Source organism: Candidatus Pelagibacter sp. Uisw_137, assembly GCF_047720245.1.
Classification (GTDB): Bacteria; Pseudomonadota; Alphaproteobacteria; order Pelagibacterales; family Pelagibacteraceae; genus Pelagibacter.
Map to the genome: position 1 here is coordinate 125,062 of NZ_CP159811.1, position 20,343 is coordinate 145,404.

Below are 20,343 nucleotides of genomic sequence, written 5' to 3' on the forward strand. Positions count from 1 at the left end.
ACAATGATACCTCTAAAAACTATTGAAGATTTAATGTCTAAGCACTCTATTTTGGAGAAAGAATTATCATCAGGTGAAGTGGATAAAAAACTTTTTGCTGAAAAATCGAAAGAATACTCAGATTTAAATGATGTAATTGATGATGCTAGAAAATATTTTTCTTATGAGAGAGAAAAAAAAGATCTAGAGAAAATATTAAGTGATTCTAGTAGTGATAATGAATTTAAAGAAATGGCTGAGGTAGAATTAAAAGATTTAAAATTAGAAAACGAATTCATAGAAAAAAGATTAAAACTATTTTTATTACCAAAAGATGAAGCAGATAAAAAAAATGCAATTATAGAAATTAGAGCAGGTACGGGAGGATTAGAGGCCAGTTTATTTGCTGCAGATCTTTTTAAGATGTATGAAAAAGTTAGTCATCAAAAAAAATGGGAATTAGAATTAATAAGCATGTCCCAGAGTGAGGCAGGAGGGCTGAAAGAAGTTATCGCATCAATTAGAGGAAAAAATATTTATTCAACATTGAAGTATGAAAGTGGAGTTCATCGTGTTCAAAGAGTTCCTGATACAGAAACCCAGGGAAGAGTTCACACTTCTGCTGCAACAGTAGCTGTACTGCCGGAAGCAGAAGAGGTTGATATAAAGATAAATGACTCAGATTTAAGAATTGATGTGTTTAGAGCTGGTGGCCCAGGTGGACAATCTGTTAATACAACAGATAGTGCTGTGAGAATTACCCATATTCCAACAGGATTATCTGTATCTCAGCAAGATCAAAAATCACAACACAAAAATAAAGCAAAAGGGATGTTAATTTTAAGATCAAGACTTTATGAATTAGAAAGATCAAGAATAGAAGGTGAAAGATCAGAAGATAGAAAAAGTAAAATAGGAACAGGAGACCGTTCTGAAAGAATTAGAACATACAATTTTCCACAAGGAAGAGTAACAGACCATCGTATTAATCTAACCCTACACAAGCTTGAAGCTTTTTTAGAAGGTGAAGCCTTTGATGAAATGGTAGAAAGCTTAACGCTGCAAGCACAAGAAGAAAAATTGAGCAATCTTAATTAAAATGAATATAGAAAATATTTTGAATAAAGGAATAAATATCCTACAAAAAAATAAGACAGCTAATCCTCGACTTGATAGTGAGATATTATTATCTAACTCGATTAAAAGAGATAAAAAACATATCATTTTAAATCCTAAAGAAATTTTAAACTCAGAACAATTAGGAAAATTTAAAAGTTTAATTGAAAGAAGAAAAAAAGGTGAACCAATTGCCTACATAATAAACAAAAAAGAGTTTTGGAAAGATGAATTTTTTGTTAATAAAGATGTGCTAATTCCAAGACCTGATAGTGAACTAATAATAGAACAAGTTTTAAAAATTTATTCAAAACATGTTCAATTGCAAGTTCTTGATATTGGAACTGGATCTGGATGCATTCTTTTATCCATACTAAAAGAGAGATCTAATTTTTATGGAACTGGAATAGATATTTCTAAAAAAAGTATAAATGTAAGTAAATTTAACGCAAAACAACTAAATTTAACTAATCGAGTAAAGTTTTTTCACTCAAGTGTTGACAATTTTAATAATGGCAAATATGATATCATTGTTTCAAATCCTCCATATATTGAACAATTGAGTTTAAAATATTTGGAAAAAGATGTAGTTAATTTTGAGCCAAAGTTAGCTTTAAGTGGTGGGTTTGATGGTTTTTCAAAAATCAGAAGAGTAATCAATAAGGCAAGTATTCTGATTAAGAAAAAGGGTAAATTTATTTTAGAGATAGGTTTTAATCAAAAAAATAAAGTTATAAAAATATTAAAAGAAGAAGGTTTTTACGTTAATAAAGCCATAAAAGATTATGGCAACAATGATCGCTGTATAATCAGCACTAAAATTTAAATTGTAAAAATATTATGGTAACATTTAGAAGTAATAATAGTAATAATAATAGAAGACCTCCGTTTAGAAGCAATAATAATAGAAGACCTCCATTTAGAAGCAATAATGAAGGGTCAAAATTTTCTAACAATGATAATTTTCAAAGAAAAGTTCCAGGTAGAAATAATCATAATGCCGTTAAACTTATTGAAAAATACAATGATTTAGCGAGAGAAGCTTTAGCCAATGAAGATAAAATTTTATCTGAAAATTATTTTCAACACGCAGATCACTTTACAAGAGTTCAAAACGAGCAAGAAAGCTTTAGAATGGCTAGAGTAAATTCACCTACAACTGGAACTATTAAGCCAGTGGATTCAGAAAAAAAAGTTGAAGAAGTTGTTAAAACTGAAGCCGAAACAGTCAAAAAAGAAGTGTCTGAACCTGAGGCTAAAAAAGTTGCAAAAAGTATAGATAAAAAAGTAGTTGAAAAGAAAGTTGCTGCTAGTTAATTTTATCCAATAATCAATTCTGATTTTAAAACATCTAATTTAATTTTTTCTACCTCAAATATTTTTCTTTCTTTTCTCTTAAGAGTTTTGCCAGAAGGCAACTTTAATTTTTGAGAGTTAACTTTTTTTCCATTTACAACTACCTCATAATGTAGATGTGGACCTGTAGATTTTCCAGTAGACCCGACATAACCAATTATCTGGCCCTGTTTTACTCTTATTCCCTCTTTTATTCCTCTAGCAAAATTTTTCATATGGGCATAAATAGTTTCATAAGTTGAATTATGTTTTATTTTAATGCAATTTCCACCACCACCACACCATCTTGCTCTCGTTATTAGTCCACTTCCAGATGCCATAATAGGAGTGCCCATCGGGGCTGCAAAGTCAGTTCCTTTATGCATTTTATTAAAACCATCTATAGGATGTTTTCTCATACCAAAAGCAGAAGAAAGTCTTGCACCATTAATAGGGGTTTTCATCAATGCTTTTTCAACACTCTTACCATTCTCATCATAGTGTCCCTCACTTCCTTTTTTTTCAAAATAATATAACGCATTGTTTTTTCCACTTAATTTTAGATCTGCAAAAATTATATTACCTGTTTCAAATATTTTACCATCATCATCTTCAAACACTTCATACATGATTTGAAAATTATCATTTTTTCTAATATCTCTTTGAAAATCAACTTGGAATCCATAAATTCTTGCAAACTCAATAATCATGTTTGGCTGAACTTTTAAATCATTAGCTGTTTTGTATAAACTTTGTGTAATTTTTCCTTCCTTAAAAATAATTTTTTTATTTAGATTTGTAATAATCATTTTTTTTTCAAAAAGATTATTATCTAGATTTCTTGTTAATTGAATTTTTTCTGTTCTAGAGACTGGAAATAAAAAAGAAGTAATTTTTTTATTATTTGATTGATCAATAGTAATTTTTATTTCAAGATTTGTCTTAAGATTATTTATATCATAATCTGAATTTAATTTTTTTTTGATCTGATTAATTTCTTCATTTGGTATTGAATAATTATTTAAAATTTTATCAAACGTTTCACCACTAGAAATTTTATGATCAATATTTTTATATCTTGGAACTAGATTATTAAAAATTTGGTTAATACTTTTTTGGAAATAAATATTATTTATTAAATTTTTGTAATTTTCATTTATTAATATTTTTTTTTTGTTATAGATAGTGGTGCTTGAAATCGTAATTAACACTAACGAGAAAAGAAAAGTAATCTCAACGTTTTTTTTTATTATTTCTAATATTTTATTTGAACTAAATATCATCTTGAATATTGAATTATTAATTTAGTAATGACTAAAAATCAAAAAAAACCTTGTGTTTATTGGTATATTTGAACATTTATTTAAATGCTAAATGCTTGATTTACTTTTATTTTAGCTTATAAGCAGCACACTTTCTCAGTAAAATTATTGTTTACTCAATAGATTAGTGAGGATTATTGGGCTTTTTAGACCCAATTAGCTATTTAAAAAGTAAAAATTTAAGAAGAGAAGTGTGGACGGTTAAGGTTACCAAAATTTGTCGTACACACTTCAAAATCGTATGGATTGTATTCTTACAATTTATATATGAAGCTAGTGTGCGCCGTTTTTTAACTTGAGAGTTTGATCATGGCTCAGAACGTACGCTGGCGGCACGCCTAACACATGCAAGTCGAACGAAGTAGCAATACTTAGTGGCAGACGGGTGAGTAACATGTGGGTATCTACCCTTTGGCCTGGAATAACACGAGGAAACTTGTGCTAATACCGGATAAGTCTTTACGGAGAAAGCTTTATGCACCATTGGATGAGCCCGCACTTGATTAGTTTGTTGGTAGGGTAATGGCCTACCAAGACTATGATCAATAGCTGATTTGAGAGGATGATCAGCCACATTGGGACTGAGACACGGCCCAAACTCCTACGGGAGGCAGCAGTGGGGAATCTTGCACAATGGAGGAAACTCTGATGCAGCGATGCCGCGTGAGTGAAGAAGGCCTTTGGGTTGTAAAGCTCTTTCGTCGGGGAAGAAAATGACTGTACCCGAATAAGAAGGTCCGGCTAACTTCGTGCCAGCAGCCGCGGTAATACGAAGGGACCTAGCGTAGTTCGGAATTACTGGGCTTAAAGAGTTCGTAGGTGGTTGAAAAAGTTGGTGGTGAAATCCCAGAGCTTAACTCTGGAACTGCCATCAAAACTTTTCAGCTAGAGTATGATAGAGGAAAGCAGAATTTCTAGTGTAGAGGTGAAATTCGTAGATATTAGAAAGAATACCAATTGCGAAGGCAGCTTTCTGGATCATTACTGACACTGAGGAACGAAAGCATGGGTAGCGAAGAGGATTAGATACCCTCGTAGTCCATGCCGTAAACGATGTGTGTTAGACGTTGGAAATTTATTTTCAGTGTCGCAGGGAAACCGATAAACACACCGCCTGGGGAGTACGACCGCAAGGTTAAAACTCAAATGAATTGACGGGGACCCGCACAAGTAGTGGAGCATGTGGTTTAATTCGAAGATACGCGCAGAACCTTACCAACACTTGACATGTTCGTCGCGACTCTAAGAGATTAGAGTTTTCGGTTCGGCCGGACGAAACACAGGTGCTGCATGGCTGTCGTCAGCTCGTGTCGTGAGATGTTGGGTTAAGTCCCGCAACGAGCGCAACCCTCACTTTTAGTTGCCATCATTAAGTTGGGCACTCTGAAAGAACTGCCAGTGATAAGCTGGAGGAAGGTGGGGATGACGTCAAGTCCTCATGGCCCTTACGTGTTGGGCTACACACGTGCTACAATGGCATCTACAACAGGAAGCAAAACGGCAACGTTAAGCAAATCCCGAAAAGATGCCTCAGTTCGGATTGCACTCTGCAACTCGAGTGCATGAAGCTGGAATTACTAGTAATCGTGGATCAGCGTGCCACGGTGAATGCGTTCCCGGGTCTTGTACACACCGCCCGTCACACCATGGGAGTTGGTTCTACCTTAAGGCAAGGTTTCAAACCCTTGACCACGGTATAGTCAGCGACTGGGGTGAAGTCGTAACAAGGTAGCCGTAGGGGAACCTGCGGCTGGATTACCTCCTTTCTAAGGATGAGTGAAAGTAAAATTTCACTCTAAATAATATACATCGGTAATGTTGACCGTCCTCATTTCTCTTCTTAAAATAATGTTTCCTTCTTGTAGGGCCGGTAGCTCAGTTGGTTAGAGCACACCCTTGATAAGGGTGGGGTCGAAAGTTCGAAGTCTTTCTCGGCCCACCAAAAACCTAAATGGGGGATTAGCTCATCTGGGAGAGCGCCTGATTTGCATTCAGGAGGTAGCAGGTTCGATCCCTGTATCCTCCACCAGGAAACATTTAGTTATTAAAACTGTAAATAAAAATAATTTATATCAATATCTATATCCGAACATTAAAAGTTATTATTTAATGTTCAAAATAAAAATTTGATCACAACATAGATAAATTTTCTGTTAAAAGAATTTTTTTCTGTGCATAAATCAAGCGTTTAAGGGCGTGTAGTGAATGCCTTGGCACTGAAAGCCGATGAAGGACGTGATATACTGCGATAAGTTTCGGGGAGCTGTATGTAAGCTTTGATCCGAAAATTTCCGAATGGGGAAACCCACCACTTTATGTGGTACTTTAAGCTGAATACATAGGTTTAAAGAGACAACCTGGAGAACTGAAACATCTAAGTAACCAGAGGAAAAGAAATCAATTGAGATTCCGTTAGTAGTGGCGAGCGAACGCGGAGTAGGCCAGTAGTTTTGTTAGAAAAATTTGAATAGTTTGGAAATGCTAACCATAGAGGGTGATAGTCCCGTATGAGTAATGTTTAACAAAATTCTTGAGTAAAGCGGGACACGAGAAATCCTGCTCGAATATAGGGGGACCACCCTCTAAGCCTAAATACTCTTCAGTGACCGATAGTGAACTAGTACCGTGAGGGAAAGGTGAAAAGAACCCCTATTAGGGGAGTGAAATAGAACCTGAAACTGCATGCCTACAATCAGTCCGAGCCCTTTTTAGGGTGAGGGCGTACCTTTTGTATAATGGGTCAGTGACTTAATTTATTAAGCAAGCTTAAGCCATCTAGGTGTAGGCGCAGCGAAAGCAAGTCTTAATAGGGCGATTAGTTTAATGAATTAGACCCGAAAACGAATGAGCTTACCATGAGCAGGTTGAAAGTTGGGTAACACCAACCGGAGGACCGAACCAGTTGACGTTGAAAAGTCTTTGGATGACTTGTGGTAAGGGGTGAAAGGCCAACCAAATTCGTAGATAGCTGGTTTTCCGCGAAAACTATTTAGGTAGTGCGTCGAATAAATAGATGTTTAGAGGTAGAGCACTAAATGGGCTAGGGGGAAGAGATTCTTACCAAACCTAATAAAACTCCGAATGCTAGACATTGTTCTTCGGCAGACAGACTGTGGGTGCTAAGGTCCATGGTCGAGAGGGAAAGAGCCCAGACCACCAGATAAGGTCCCAAAATCATGATTAAGTGTGAAAGGATGTGGAAATTCCTTAACAGCCGGGAGGTTGGCTTAGAAGCAGCCATCCTTTAAAGATAGCGTAACAGCTCACCGGTCTAATAGAGTTTCTGCGCCGAAGATGTAACGGGGCTAAAATCATGTACCGAATCTGTGGCTTTGCAAAGTTTTCGAACTTTGTAAGGGGTAGCGGAACGTTCTGTAAGCCTGCGAAGGGATACCCGTGAGGGATCCTGGAGGTATCAGAAGTGCGAATGCTGACATAAGTAACGATAAACGAAGTGAAAAACTTCGTCGCCGAAAATCTAAGGGTTTCTATGCAAGGTTAATCCGCGTAGAGTTAGTCGGCACCTAAGGCGAGGGCGAAAGCCGTAGTCGATGGAAACAAGGTTAATATTCCTTGACCTGATGGTAGTGACGGATTTCGTAAGTTGTGAGTTCTTAATGGATTGAACTTGCCGCGAAGAGGTCCCAAGAAATAGCTCCATCATGAAGACCGTACCCGAAACCGACACAGGTAGATTAATAGAGTATATTTAGGCGCTTGAGAGAATGATGTTGAAGGAACTCGGCAAAATGCTTCCGTAACTTCGGGATAAGGAAGACCCTTTTGTAGGCAACTATGGAAGGGTGGCACAAGCCAGGGAGAAGCGACTGTTTATCAAAAACACAGGGCTCTGCTAACACGTAAGTGGATGTATAGGGTCTGACGCCTGCCCGGTGCTGGAAGGTTAATGCGGTTGGTGCAAGCTAACTTCTGAAGCCCCAGTAAACGGCGGCCGTAACTATAACGGTCCTAAGGTAGCGAAATTCCTTGTCGGGTAAGTTCCGACCTGCATGAATGGCGTAACGATTTCTCCGCTGTCTCCAACATCAACTCAGTGAAATTGAATTCTCCGTGAAGATGCGGAGTTCGCGTAGTTAGACGGAAAGACCCCGTGCACCTTTACTGCAACTTTACATTGGTGTTAGGAAAAACATATTTAGCATAGGAGGGAGACTTTGAAGCAAAGGCGTTAGCTTTTGTGGAGTCACCAGTGAAATACCTCTTTTGTTTTTCTTGACATCTAACCGCTAGCCGTCATCCGGCAGCGAGACATTGTATGGTGGGTAGTTTGACTGGGGCGGTCGCCTCCCAAATAGTAACGGAGGCGTGCGAAGGTAGGCTCAGAACGGTCAGAAATCGTTCGTAGAGTGCAATGGCATAAGCCTGCCTGACTGTGAGACTGACAAGTCGAGCAGAGACGAAAGTCGGTCATAGTGATCCGGTGCTTCTGAGTGGAAGGGGCATCGCTCAACGGATAAAAGGTACGCCGGGGATAACAGGCTGATACTGCCCAAGAGCTCATATCGACGGCAGTGTTTGGCACCTCGATGTCGGCTCATCACATCCTGGGGCTGGAGCAGGTCCCAAGGGTTTGGCTGTTCGCCAATTAAAGTGGTACGTGAGCTGGGTTCAGAACGTCGTGAGACAGTTCGGTCCCTATCTGCTATGCGTGTAGAAGAATTGAGAGGAGTTGACCCTAGTACGAGAGGACCGGGTTGAACATACCACTGGTGGACCTGTTGTGGCGCCAGCCGCAGTGCAGGGTAGCTAAGTATGGAAGAGATAACTGCTGAAAGCATCTAAGCGGGAAACTCACCTCAAAACTAGTTCTTCCTATAGAGCCGTGGTAGACCACCACGTTGATAGGCTGGATGTGGAAGCGCAGTAATGCGTGTAGCTGACCAGTACTAATAGCTCAATTGGCTTGATTTATGCACTGAAAAAAATTTTTAAGTAATTAAAAGGTAATTAATATTTTATTTTATAACCCCAGCCTAAACCACTGGGGTTTTTTTATTTCATTTATCTTTTAAAAAAATATAATTTAATTAATTAATTAAATGAAAAATAATTATGTAAATTTTGGAATTCTAGGACTTGGTAGAGTTGTTGAAAAAAGAGTTGCTAATGTTTTCTTAAAAGAACTTAAGGGTTCTAAAGTTACAAATATATTTGATATCAATAAAAGTAAAAAAAAAAAATTTCAAAAAATTTTTAATTGTGAAGCAAGTAAAGATTTAGATAGTTTTCTATCTAAAGAATATGATTTTATATATATTGCTACTGAGTCTGGAAATCATTATTCCCATATAAAAGAATGTTTTAAATATAATCAAAACGTTATTGTTGAAAAACCTCCAGTTTTAAAAATTAATCAATTAAATGAATTAGATAAAATTGCTAAGATTAAAAAATTAAAGTTTTATTCAATTTATCAAAATAGATTAAATAAATCGGTCAAATTTTTAAAAAACTATCTTCAAAATAACAAAAATATAATTATTTTTTCAACATTAAATTTGAGTTGGTCAAGAGATCAAAACTATTATAATGATTGGCATGGAAGCTGGAAACTTGATGGAGGAGTAGCCTCCCAACAAGGTATTCATTACATTGATATATTGTGCTACTTATTTGGATCACCAATTAAATGCATAAGCTATATTTTAAAAAAATCAAATAAGCTTGAAGCAGAAGACACACACATTTCTTTAATTGTTTTTAAAAATGATATTACTTGCACCTGTAACTTTACAACTGCATTAAGGCCACAAGATTTTGAAGCATCGATTAAGTTAACTATGCAAGATAAAATCTTTAACTTGCAAGGTCTTTGTTGTAATAAAATTGAACACATTGATCTAAAGAACAATAAGAACTTTAAATTAAAAAAATTATGTAAAAAAAATTCTGAAAAAGTTAATACTGGTTATGGAAATTCTCATTTTAGAGTATTTCAAAATATAATTAATGAAAATTTAAAAAAGAAAGGTTATAAAAATGAACTTCCTCTAAAAGCAATAGATGCACTTCCAACACTTAAACTTTTAAATATGATGTATATGAGTTATGAAAAAAATAGTTGGATTTATTATGATAATAAAAAAATTATCTCTAAGCTTGGAAACTAAGTATTATAAAAATGAATTACTTGAATCATTTTTTAAACAATAGATTGAAAATTAAAAAAGAATCTAAATATTCCCTAATTATTGGAGAAACCCCATCAAAAGGAGCTAGATCCCCAAAGTTATGGAATAGAGTTTATAAAGCTCAAAAATCAAGAATAAGAATGTACCCTGCGGATGTTTCAAAAAATAATATTAATAATTTATTAAGATTTCTTAAAAATGAAAAAAATTATTTAGGTGGGTCAGTAACCGCTCCATACAAAGTTTTAATTATGAAGTATCTAGATAATATTGATAAAAACTCAAAAAAAATAGGTTCAGTGAATACGATTGTAAAAAATGGAAATAAATTGTCGGGATTTAACACAGATTTTTTTGGATCACTAGAGGTAATAAAAAAAATTAAAAAACAAAAAAAAATATTAGTATTAGGTGCTGGTGGTGCTGCTAGGCCTGTCATTCTATCCTTAACTAAAAAGTTTAAAAATTCTGAATTTATTTTTTATAATCGTAATAGTAATAAAATAAAAAAATTAGCAAAAGAACTAGAAATAAAAAATAATTTTAAAATAATTCAAAATTTAAAACATATCTTAAATATTAAAGATTTTTCTTTAGTAGTAAATGCAACAAGTATCGGTTTTGATTCTTGGGTTAAAAAAGATAAAGAATTATTTAATTTAAAATTTTTTACTCCATTTTCAAATTTGACAAAAATTAAAAAGATTAAAAGTAAAAATCAAAGTAAATTTATTAATAAAAATGAAGAATTGTTAATGACAGATAGAATGAATATAAAAAATTTTTTTTTAAATAGGCCTAATATTGAATTTTTCGATATAATCTATAATCCAAAAAAAACAAAATTACTAAAGATTGCAGAATTTTATGGAAATAAGATTTATAATGGCTTAGAAATGAATTTAACTCAGGCAGTAAAGGGCTTTATGATAGTCAATAAATCAAATAGTTACGATTTTATAAAAAAAAAAATGATTAATAATGGATAATAAATTTCCAGGAAAAGACATCAGTGATGAGGATCTAAAAACTAAATTTCCATTAGCTGCAAAAAAAAAATATGATCATAAATCCAAATTTACAGTTGCTGGTGTTGAGTTTGGTGGAGATTTAATCCCAATTTTTGCAGGACCTAATATGGTAGAAAGCAAAGATTTAATATTTGACGTTGCTAAAAATATTAAATCTATAGGTGCTCATTTTATGAGAGGGGGGGCTTTTAAGCCTCTTACATTTCCATATAGAAACAAGAAATATACAGAAACCAGAGAAGATGGAATAAAGTGGTTGGGATTAGCAAAAGAGAAATACAACATTCCTGTCATTACTGAAGTTATGGAAGAAAAATATATTGAAATGATTTCTGAAGTTTCAGACATTTTACAAATTGGTTCAAGAAATATGCAGAATTATCCATTAATCACTGCATGTGCCAAAACTCAAAAACCAATAATGATTAAAAGACATTATGGATCCTCCCTAAGAGATTGGCTTGGATCTGCAGAGTATGCTTTGATCGAAGGAAATGAAAAAGTTATTTTATGTGAAAGAGGTGTTTCGGTCCCACATACTCATAGAGCCACTTCTAGATTTTTACTTGATTTACAAGTTGTTCCTGCAGCTCAAGAAGTCACTCATTTACCCATAGTAGTAGATCCTTCTCACGCAACTTTTTGGAGAGCTTGGATAAAACCTATGGCACTTGCATCAATTGCAAGTGGAGCTGACGGTATTATGCTTGAAGTGCATCCAGACCCAGAGAACTCAGCAGTTGATCCACTACAACCTATTAATTATGACGATTTTAAATCTTTGATGTTTCAAATGGATAAGCTTTCAAAATTAATAATGGATAAAAAGATATTTACATAATTCTTAAAAATTTTATTTATGAAGAAAAAACTTTTTACAGATATTAATATTAAAAGAATTGACGATTTTTTAGACAAACACTTAGAAACGGCAAAAAATTTAAGGGATGGAGCACCACCATTCTCATCTGTAGAGATAAGTATAAATGGAGCTTGTAATAGAAGATGTTTTTTTTGTCCAAGAGTTGATAAAGAGGGTTATCCAAATATTTTAAGCTCTCTAAATATGAAAGTGTTTGATGAATTACTTTCTGATTTAGACTCAATTAATTATCAAGGGAGAATAGCATTTTCAGGTTTTTGCGAACCATTACTGTCAAAAAATTTAGATAAGTATATTCTAAAGATAAAAAAAAAACTTACCAAAACAACAGTTGAAGTAGTGAGTAATGGAGATCCACTTCTTGCTAAAAATGGAAAAGAAAGATTAACGAACCTCTATAAGGCTGGCTTGGACACAATTAAAATTAGTTTATATGATGGCCCACATCAAATTGCATTATTTGATAATATAAAAAAAGATTTAAATTTGTCAGAGGAACAATATATAGTCAGAAAAAGATATTTAGGTCCCGATGAAAGTTTTGGTATTACAATTTCTAATAGAGCAGGTTCAGTCACTCTTAAAAATGAAGAATTTGAACTCAAGGCTCTTAAAGAGCCACTAAAACAACCTTGCTATTACCCTTTTTACAAAATCTTAATTGATCATGATGGTGACGTTCTGATGTGTTCAAATGATTGGAAAAAAGAAAAAACAATGGGCAACCTTTCAAATGACTCGTTGTTAACAATATGGTCAAATGATAAATTTATAGATTTAAGAAAAAAATTACTTAATAGTGACAGAAATCACAAACCCTGTAATGTTTGTGATGTAAATGGAATATTGAATGGAAAAAAATCTTTTGAAAAATGGAAAAATTATCTTTCCAAATAAACTTAGTATAAAAAATAAAATAAATGTAGGCATCATAGGGTCAGGTAAAATGGCAATGGAATATATTGCAGTGATTAGATCATTTAATCATACATTAACCTGTTTATTTTCTCCTTCAGATAATAAAAGAGCACAATTAATTGCAAAAAAAAATAAAGCTAAATATTTAAAAGATTACAAAGAAGTGTTACTAGCAGATAAAGTTGATGTATGGATTGTATGTACATCGTGGCATAGGCTAGAAGAGGTTTTTTTTAAAATTTCAAAAATTAAAAAACCAATTTTATTTGAAAAGTCTTTAACTTTAAGTTCCAGTAGTGTTAACAGAGTTTTAAAACTAAAAAATTTTCCTTCAATTAAAAAAATGTCATTTGCTTATAACCGTAATTACTATGATTATATTTTTTTTCTATGTAATTTTATAAATAAAAATTTGTTAACCTATGGAAATGCGTTTTTTTTTGATGCATATAAGTATGTGTCTAAAAAACATAAGGTGCCAAAATCTTTTATACCAAACTATATCACCTCACATTGGATATCTTTAATTTTTAAAGTTTTTAAGATTTGTAATATTAAGATTATTAAGATTATTAAAGAAGACATAGAAAAAAGTAATAAATTAAATTTTAAAAAAGTTAGTATTGTTGCAAAACTTAAAAAAAAAAAAATTAAATTTGATATTTTTAATTTTCCAGATTTACCCAATAATCATTCAATTAAATTTTTTTTTAATAAAAATATAGTTGAAATTTCGCCAATAGAGAAAATTAAAATATTCACTAGTATAAATAAAAAAAGTAAAAAAAATGTGAGTAATTATTTTTTAAAGTCAGTTCAAAAGGGTGTAGATAATAAGTTTAAGCCAGGCTTAAGATTTCAATACTATGATTTTATTAATCACTTTCATAATAAAAGAAAATCAGTACTTACAACTTCAATAAAGGATTTAGAAAAAATTTATGAAGTATGCGAATTACTCAGATAAAATAAAATGCGTATTAAAAATATAAAAGTTTATTTTCTTAAAAAAAAAAAATATGAATCTGCTTATCCTAGACCAACTTTCTATAGACAAGGCTTTGTTTTTATAAAATTAATTAGTGAAGATAATCATGAAGGCTTTGGAGAGCCCTCTCCTTATATTACTGACCCAGTAAATTTAATAAAAATGATTGAAAAAACTTATCTTAAGTATTTTCAAAATAAAAAACTAAATACTTCTTATGTAGCAAGATTAAAAAAAAATTGCCAGAATAGTTTATTAAATTCATTATTACCTGCATTTGATCAGGCAATATTTGAGATTTTTTCTAAAGAAAAAAAAAAGAATGTTTCTAAAATTTTAAGAAATAAATCACTTTCAAACTTAGATTTTTATGCAAGTGGAGGAATGTTTTTTGAAGGACAGAATTATCAAAAATTATTAAATGAAGCAATAAAGTCTAAAAGAGATGGTTTCAAAGGTTATAAATATAGACCATTAATGCCAGCAAATAACTTGTCTCATCAACAAAGAATGAAGAATCCACCACCCATTGATATTAAATCTATAGAGTTATTCTCAAGTAAATTAAGGTTAAAATTGGGTCCTAGATTTAAAATAATGATAGATTTGGGGTGTAGATGTGGAAACATTAGAGAGACCAGGTATCTTTTTGATATATTCAAAGAGTACGACTATTATTTTATAGAAGAGCCATTTAAAAGAAGCCTCAAGTCATATGAATTATTAAATAAAATTAAAACAAACATAAATATAGCTGGAGGAGAGCATATCAATAATATTGAATTATTTCATAAATGGAATAAAAAAAAATATTTTAATTTTTTTCAACCAGATACAAATTTAATGCTTTTTAGTGAAATTAACTCAATGATTGATAAAATTGGCTATGAGAAAATTATATTACATAACTGGTGTAATAAAATAAACTTTTTATCTAATATTAATTTTGCATTTTCTTTAAAAAATAAAATATTAATAGAAAAAAATATAATTCCAAACCCGTATGATAATTTTTTTAATATAGGAAAACAAGAAGTTAAATATGGGAAAATTGATTTTAGAGAGATGATAGGATATGGTGTAACAATACAAAATTCAAAAACAAAAAACCTCGAAATTTATGAAAAAAAAATATAAAGTTTTAGCTGTAGTAGCTGCAAGAGGTGGATCGAAAGGAATAAAAAATAAGAACCTTCGCTTAATAAATGGGAAACCACTTGTTTATTATTCAATAAGGAATTTGCTTAAATCAAATTTTGTAGACACGGTTTGTTTATCTACAGACTCAAAAAAGATAATGGAAACTGTAAAAGAATTTTACCCCAATATATTATTTGATAAAAGACCAAAAAGATATTCAAAAGACAAAACTCCATTGATCTCAGTTCCAATGTATGTAGCAAAAAAACTAAATAAACAAGGTGTTTTTTACGATTTTGTTTTACAAGTTGCTCCAACATGTCCCTTTATAAAAACTAATACAATAAACAAAATAGTTAATTTACTTAAATCAAAAAAAAGCGATTGCGTAGTTACATTGAAACGAATAGAGCACGAGCATCCGTATAGAGCAAAAAGTTTTAATAAAAAAAATCTTATGTTTGGTCCATTTATTAAAAATGTAAATGTAGAAAAATTTATTTCGCGGCAAGATTTACCAGAACTTTATTGTACGTCTGGTGGAATTTATGGTCGTACAAATGAATTAATTTGTTCCTACAATGAAAAAGACTTTTGTTTTGGAAAAAAACCCTTAGGTGTAATTGTTGATGATATAGAAAGTGTTAATATTGATAGAAAAATTGATTTAGAATTCGCAAGCTATTTAGCACTAAGATATAAACTTTAGTTTTAATCCGACACCTGCGTCAATTTTTTTATTCATTTTTTTACCTAATATTTTTTCATAATATTTTGGTTCCAAACCAAGACCTGGCCTGATTATCTTAATATTTTCTTTTGTGATTTTATCGCCTTTGTTTATTGCTTTTATGGTATAGATAGATCTTCTAAATTTCTTATAAAATTTTTCGTCAATAGAAATATCGTCACTTTTATTTTGAAAAGTTTGCCAAACATTTCTTGTATCAATGATTAATTTTTCCATTTGTTTGGGCCCAAATGAAAATTCTGAATCTAGAGTGTTATCTTTTTCGTATAATTTGAAGTGTTTTTCAATTATGTTAACTCCTAAAGAGGTAGCAGTTATAGCTGCAATATTGTCTTTGGTATGGTCAGAGAAGCCAACAATTAAATTTTTGTTTTTTTTTAACCTTTTTATAAAATTAAAATTTAAGTTTTTATATTTCGCAGGGTATTCAGTTAAACAATACATCATTATTAAAGATTTAATTTTTTTACTTGTAAAATCTAATAGTTTTTTTATTTCACTAAAATTTAGAGTTCCAGTGGAAATGATGGTTGGTTTATTTTTTTTAAGAACATTCTTAATTAGTGGAAAATGTAAATTTTCCATAGATGCTATTTTATAAGCAGGACAATTCAAATTTTCTAAAAGATTTAAAGATTTATTATCAAATACTGAGCTAAAACAAATTAAGCCTTTTTTTTCTGCGTGCTTAAAAATTTTTTTATGCCATTCAAATGGTAGTTGAGCATCTTTATACAAACTATAGAGATTTCTATTATTCCATTTTTTATTTGAAAAGTTATTTGCTAATTTAAATTCATTTAAATTTAAATTTAATGTCATTTCATCAAGATCAAATGTTTGAAATTTTATTGCTTCTAATCCTATTTCTGAAGCACAATCGATAATTCTGTAAATCTTTTTTAAAGATTTACTATGATTCGCTGAAACCTCACCAACAATTAAAGGTGAATGGTTGTTTGATATTAATCTATTTTTTATTCTCATTCTTTTTCTTTTTAAAGAATTCAGCTAGTTTGATTAAAGTTTGATCTTTTTTAATAATTCTATTGAGAATTATAGTAGTATTTTTTCTATCATGATAATAAGCAAGACGAAGTAAGTCCATCCAATTTTTATTATTTTTAGCTCTAACTTTTTCAATTTTATCGAAAATTTTTATTTTATTATTTATTTTAAAACTTTTCATAAAATTTAATATAATTGGTTTTTAATTTTTTTTCATTATAAAAATTAATAAGAAATTTTTTAAAAATTTTTTTCTTACTATTATAATCAATGTTAAAATTTTTTTTAAATTTAATTAAATTATACAAGTCATTTTCGCTATCTATTTTTTTAAAGGTTTGATATTTGTATAATAATGAATATTTAAGATTATCATTTATAAAATTTAAAAATAAAATTTTTTTTTTGTTTATTAATGCCTCAAAAAGAACAGAAGATGACCTGGCACATAATAAAATATTACAATTGAGAATTACCTCACTTGTTAATAAGTGTTTATCAAAAATATTTGACACCTGAATTGGAAATACAGTTCTGGGTTTAAGACTTTGAACTACATCAATATTAAAATTATTAATTAAATTATTTTTAATATTTATAAGAGGTCGGTACTCTAGAGATCTTTCTTTATTTAAAATACCTACACATTTCTTATTACTATCTAATTTTCTTATTTTATAAATTTTTTTTAAAAAATTTATAAAATAATTACTATATCTGAGAGACCCAATGTAATAAATTTTTTTTTTATTCTTTTCATCTTTTATTTGTCTTAATTTGTTTGGAGCTAAATAAAAATCACAAAATTTCAAATACTTCTTATCTATAGCGGGTAGTTTAATAGTATTAATGCCAGAAGGTATTTTGATTACACTTATATTCAATTCTTTAGCTGCATTATAAAACTTTTCAATAGTTTTATCTGGTACGCTTTCTTCAAATGTTACAGATTTGATTTCATGTGATACTAGAAATTCTTTGATTATTTTTTTTGAAGAATATTTCTTTTCTTTATATATCTTATACCAAATCCAACCACATTTTTTTAACACGGGTTTTGGTAAAATAAATAATATCTTTATAAGTAAAAAAAAAATTTTATCTATATTTTTCAAAGGAATATTGTAGCTATTTTTGGTATATTTTTTAATCTCTTTATATAAATCTAAAGATCGAAATTCATTTATAGGGTTAATATTACATATAACCACATTTTTTTTTGAAATTGTTTTAATTATTGGCGCAAGCGTATCTAGACTTACAAATAAATCTATTAGAAATAAATGCATTAAATTTAAAGACCTTTATCAAGCTTAATTATTGAGTTATTTAAAGAATTATTTTTTATTATAAAATTTATTGAACTAATAATATCAGAAATATTTACTAGAGTGTCTTCATTAATGTTTTTTATTAGCATCTTTCTTTTCCCTGATAATTTATTGTATAAACCGGTTTTAACAGCACCCAATTCCAATATATTGGCAGTAATATTAAATTTACTATATTCTTTTGATATTGATCCTGACAACCCTTGTAGCCCATATTTTGATGATGAGTAGTCTGAAATACCAATTCTGTCATATTTAATAATAGATGATCCAAAAAAAATAAATCTTCCCCATTTTTGGTAAATCATTTTTTTAATAAGCTTTTTTGCAAAGATAAAATTACTTGTAAGATTAACTTGGATAGTATTATTCCATTCATTTAAATCTTTATTAATTATCAAGTTATCTTTTTTATAAGCTGAAAGAGAAATAAATGTTACTTTTTTCATTATATTTTCATAATTTCTAACAAATTTATCAATTTCATTCTCTTTAGTTATATCAACCTTAACAAAGTCAACATTTTTAACCCTTATTGAAGGTTTGTTTAAATGATAAATACCTAAAATTTTGTTTTTCTTTGATAATTCTTTTATAATTTGGGTGCCAATACCACCTGAAATTCCAGTTATAATAATCATTAGAGTTTAAATTTTTTAACTATTTTTTTTTTATTCTTAATCCAACTTTCTTTAAATAAAGCAGTGATAATAATGTCTATTTTTTTTTTGTTAATTATTAATTGCTTTTTTAAAATTCCTTCTATTTCAAAGCCACATATTTTGTGAAGATTTAGGATTTGTTTATTATGAGATATTGTATATCCATAAATTTTTCGAATTTTTCTTTTTATTAAAATTTCATCTAAAATTTTTATTTCTGCAAGTAATCCAAAAATTCCATTATATTTTTTAAATATATAAAACCCCCAAGTACATAGACTATTAACTATATCAATATCTTTTATTGAACCGGCTCCAATTGTTAGTCCTTTAAAATTTATTATAAAATAATAGCTAGTATTCATTTTGGAGGTCAATTTAAACCATTTTAGCTGTTGTTTTTTAGAAATAATTTTTTGGTTAATCATTTTAGATCTCACAAAATATTTATTTCTTTCAATTCTCAGTTTTTCTATGTCTTTAAATTGAACTTTAGCCAATTGTATGTCATCTAAATTATACATTCTACTTTAATTTTTCCCACTTCAAAACGCAAGAGGACCATGATAATCCCACACCAAATCCACTTAAAAAAATAATATCATTTTTTTTAATATAATTTTTTTTATCTGCCTCTTTAATAGCAAAAGGTATTGTAGAAGAAGTAGTGTTTCCTAAATTTTTAAGATTTGAAAACATTTGACTAGGTTTTAAATTTAAAGATTTATTTAAATTGTCTAAAACAAATTTACTTGCTTGATGAAAAAATACTTTTTTGACTATATCTTTTTTTAATTTATTTAATTTTAATGTTTTGTTAAAACTTTTAGGAACTGTATTTATTGTAAAATTAAATACTCTTGCTCCATCCATAGAAATAGTTGGTTTTTTTGAGCTTATAAAATTTGTTCTACCCCCACCTGATTTAACAATTAAATCCTGAGATCCTGAGCCATCAGTGCCAAAATCAAATTTTCCAATTAATTTTTTAGTCGATTTAGAAATAACAATTGAAGAAGCTCCATCACTAAATATTGATTTACAAGATAAATTTTCTTTATTAATAAATTTTGAATAAGTATCTGAACAAATTATGAGGATATTTTTTGCTAAATTTGAATTTATCATTGAAGTAGCAATAGACAAGGCGTAGACAAATCCTGAACAGCCAAGATTAACATCAAATGAAAATATATTTTTTTTAAGTCCAAGTTTGTTTTGCAAAATGCATGAGGAAGAAGGCAAAAAATAATCAGATGTTTGTGAGACAAATATTAAACCATCTAACTTTTTTAAATTAATTTTTTTTTTTAATTTTAAAGCAGATTTATAGCCCATATCAAGGCTAGTTTCATTTTTGCTACTTTTCCAAACTTTTTCAATTCCAGTTTTTTCTAATAACCGATTGTTATTTTTGATTAAAGTTTTCTTTTTAGGAAGATATGTTTCAATTATAGATATTTTAGATTTGTAAATCACTATTTCATTAATTTATGTTTTTTTAAAATAGCATAAATTTTCTTTAAACTATGAGCAGTAGAAAGTTCTGGAATATTTTTTGCTTTTCCATTTAGCTTTGAATCGATTTCAACCATTAAATTTAGATGGTTTATAGAGTCCCATTCTTCAGTGTTGTTTGAGGATAAATTAATATCAATCTTATTTTTTTTTATTTTTAAAATTTTTGAAAATAATTCAATTATTTTTAGTTCTGTCAATTGTTTCAT

Annotated in this window: 18 protein-coding genes, 2 tRNA genes and 2 rRNA genes; 14 read left to right on the forward strand and 8 right to left on the reverse strand. The window is 30.0% G+C overall.

The annotated features are described in order from the left end of the window. Window positions 1–3: 3 nt before the first annotated feature. The 3 genes from prfA to ABXT61_RS00655 are packed head-to-tail and all read left to right on the forward strand — an operon-like array spanning window position 4 to window position 2,412. The gene (prfA, locus tag ABXT61_RS00645) at window positions 4–1,077 is read left to right on the forward strand and encodes a peptide chain release factor 1 (protein WP_415315403.1); all 1,074 of its coding nucleotides are present in this window, start codon (window positions 4–6) and stop codon (window positions 1,075–1,077) included. A 1-nt stretch (window position 1,078) separates the two neighbouring features. Continuing rightward, the gene (prmC, locus tag ABXT61_RS00650; RefSeq protein WP_415315404.1) at window positions 1,079–1,921 is read left to right on the forward strand and encodes a peptide chain release factor N(5)-glutamine methyltransferase; all 843 of its coding nucleotides are present in this window, start codon (window positions 1,079–1,081) and stop codon (window positions 1,919–1,921) included. A 14-nt stretch (window positions 1,922–1,935) separates the two neighbouring features. Beyond that, entirely contained in the window at window positions 1,936–2,412 is a 477-nt protein-coding gene (locus ABXT61_RS00655; protein WP_415315405.1) for a DUF4167 domain-containing protein, read from the forward strand. Window positions 2,413–2,414: 2 nt separating this feature from the next. Here the strand turns inward: ABXT61_RS00655 and ABXT61_RS00660 are convergent, their stop codons facing one another. Continuing rightward, a complete protein-coding gene (locus ABXT61_RS00660) occupies window positions 2,415–3,713 on the reverse strand; it encodes a M23 family metallopeptidase (RefSeq protein ID WP_415315406.1) in 1,299 nt (432 codons plus the stop codon). A 330-nt stretch (window positions 3,714–4,043) separates the two neighbouring features. Here ABXT61_RS00660 and ABXT61_RS00665 point away from each other — a divergent pair. The 11 genes from ABXT61_RS00665 to ABXT61_RS00715 all read left to right on the forward strand — a co-directional run bounded on the left by ABXT61_RS00665 (window position 4,044) and on the right by ABXT61_RS00715 (window position 15,573). Continuing rightward, a 16S ribosomal RNA gene (locus ABXT61_RS00665) occupies window positions 4,044–5,518 on the forward strand. 98 nt (window positions 5,519–5,616) lie between these two features. After that, window positions 5,617–5,694: transfer RNA gene (locus tag ABXT61_RS00670), tRNA-Ile, on the forward strand. Window positions 5,695–5,705: 11 nt separating this feature from the next. After that, a tRNA-Ala gene (locus ABXT61_RS00675) sits at window positions 5,706–5,781 on the forward strand. A 149-nt stretch (window positions 5,782–5,930) separates the two neighbouring features. Next, window positions 5,931–8,684, forward strand: a 23S ribosomal RNA gene (locus tag ABXT61_RS00680). Together the 16S and 23S rRNA genes with 2 tRNA genes alongside form the textbook arrangement of a ribosomal RNA operon. Before the next feature lie 128 nt (window positions 8,685–8,812). Next, window positions 8,813–9,883: a Gfo/Idh/MocA family oxidoreductase gene (locus tag ABXT61_RS00685; RefSeq protein WP_415315407.1), complete on the forward strand. Its 1,071-nt coding sequence runs from the start codon at window positions 8,813–8,815 to the stop codon at window positions 9,881–9,883. A gap of 11 nt (window positions 9,884–9,894) precedes the next feature. After that, window positions 9,895–10,893 carry a shikimate dehydrogenase family protein gene (locus ABXT61_RS00690; RefSeq protein WP_415315408.1) on the forward strand — a complete coding sequence of 333 codons (999 nt, stop codon included), beginning with the start codon at window positions 9,895–9,897 and terminating at the stop codon, window positions 10,891–10,893. Next, window positions 10,886–11,776: a 3-deoxy-7-phosphoheptulonate synthase gene (gene aroF / locus ABXT61_RS00695; RefSeq protein ID WP_415315409.1), complete on the forward strand. Its 891-nt coding sequence runs from the start codon at window positions 10,886–10,888 to the stop codon at window positions 11,774–11,776. Before ABXT61_RS00690 ends, aroF begins: the two co-directional genes overlap by 8 nt. 18 nt (window positions 11,777–11,794) lie before the next feature. Beyond that, window positions 11,795–12,715: an SPASM domain-containing protein gene (locus tag ABXT61_RS00700; RefSeq protein ID WP_415315410.1), complete on the forward strand. Its 921-nt coding sequence runs from the start codon at window positions 11,795–11,797 to the stop codon at window positions 12,713–12,715. Continuing rightward, on the forward strand, window positions 12,669–13,703 hold the full coding sequence (locus ABXT61_RS00705; protein ID WP_415315411.1) for a Gfo/Idh/MocA family oxidoreductase: 1,035 nt from the start codon (window positions 12,669–12,671) through the stop codon (window positions 13,701–13,703). Before ABXT61_RS00700 ends, ABXT61_RS00705 begins: the two co-directional genes overlap by 47 nt. A 6-nt stretch (window positions 13,704–13,709) precedes the next feature. Continuing rightward, window positions 13,710–14,861, forward strand: a complete 1,152-nt coding sequence (locus ABXT61_RS00710) for an enolase C-terminal domain-like protein (protein WP_415315412.1) — start codon at window positions 13,710–13,712, stop codon at window positions 14,859–14,861. Beyond that, window positions 14,845–15,573 (forward strand): cytidylyltransferase domain-containing protein, encoded by a 729-nt coding sequence (locus tag ABXT61_RS00715; RefSeq protein WP_415315413.1) that lies wholly within the window; start codon window positions 14,845–14,847, stop codon window positions 15,571–15,573. Before ABXT61_RS00710 ends, ABXT61_RS00715 begins: the two co-directional genes overlap by 17 nt. Here the strand turns inward: ABXT61_RS00715 and pseI are convergent. Genes pseI through ABXT61_RS00750 form a run of 7 tightly spaced genes read right to left on the reverse strand, consistent with a single transcriptional unit; the run spans window position 15,556 to window position 20,343 of the window. Beyond that, window positions 15,556–16,602 (reverse strand): pseudaminic acid synthase, encoded by a 1,047-nt coding sequence (pseI, locus tag ABXT61_RS00720; RefSeq protein WP_415315414.1) that lies wholly within the window; start codon window positions 16,600–16,602, stop codon window positions 15,556–15,558. The two genes, ABXT61_RS00715 and pseI, sit on opposite strands and share 18 nt — an antisense overlap. Next, window positions 16,586–16,804, reverse strand: a complete 219-nt coding sequence (locus ABXT61_RS00725; RefSeq protein ID WP_415315415.1) for a hypothetical protein — start codon at window positions 16,802–16,804, stop codon at window positions 16,586–16,588. The genes pseI and ABXT61_RS00725 overlap by 17 nt, the downstream gene beginning before the upstream one ends. After that, the gene (locus tag ABXT61_RS00730; protein WP_415315416.1) at window positions 16,791–17,912 is read right to left on the reverse strand and encodes a hypothetical protein; all 1,122 of its coding nucleotides are present in this window, start codon (window positions 17,910–17,912) and stop codon (window positions 16,791–16,793) included. Before ABXT61_RS00730 ends, ABXT61_RS00725 begins: the two co-directional genes overlap by 14 nt. 5 nt (window positions 17,913–17,917) lie before the next feature. Continuing rightward, window positions 17,918–18,595, reverse strand: a complete 678-nt coding sequence (locus ABXT61_RS00735) for an SDR family NAD(P)-dependent oxidoreductase (RefSeq protein ID WP_415315417.1) — start codon at window positions 18,593–18,595, stop codon at window positions 17,918–17,920. Next, window positions 18,595–19,140 (reverse strand): hypothetical protein, encoded by a 546-nt coding sequence (locus tag ABXT61_RS00740; RefSeq protein ID WP_415315418.1) that lies wholly within the window; start codon window positions 19,138–19,140, stop codon window positions 18,595–18,597. Before ABXT61_RS00740 ends, ABXT61_RS00735 begins: the two co-directional genes overlap by 1 nt. Before the next feature lies 1 nt (window position 19,141). Continuing rightward, window positions 19,142–20,095, reverse strand: a complete 954-nt coding sequence (locus ABXT61_RS00745; protein WP_415315419.1) for a ketoacyl-ACP synthase III — start codon at window positions 20,093–20,095, stop codon at window positions 19,142–19,144. Then, entirely contained in the window at window positions 20,095–20,343 is a 249-nt protein-coding gene (locus tag ABXT61_RS00750; RefSeq protein WP_415315420.1) for a hypothetical protein, read from the reverse strand. Before ABXT61_RS00750 ends, ABXT61_RS00745 begins: the two co-directional genes overlap by 1 nt.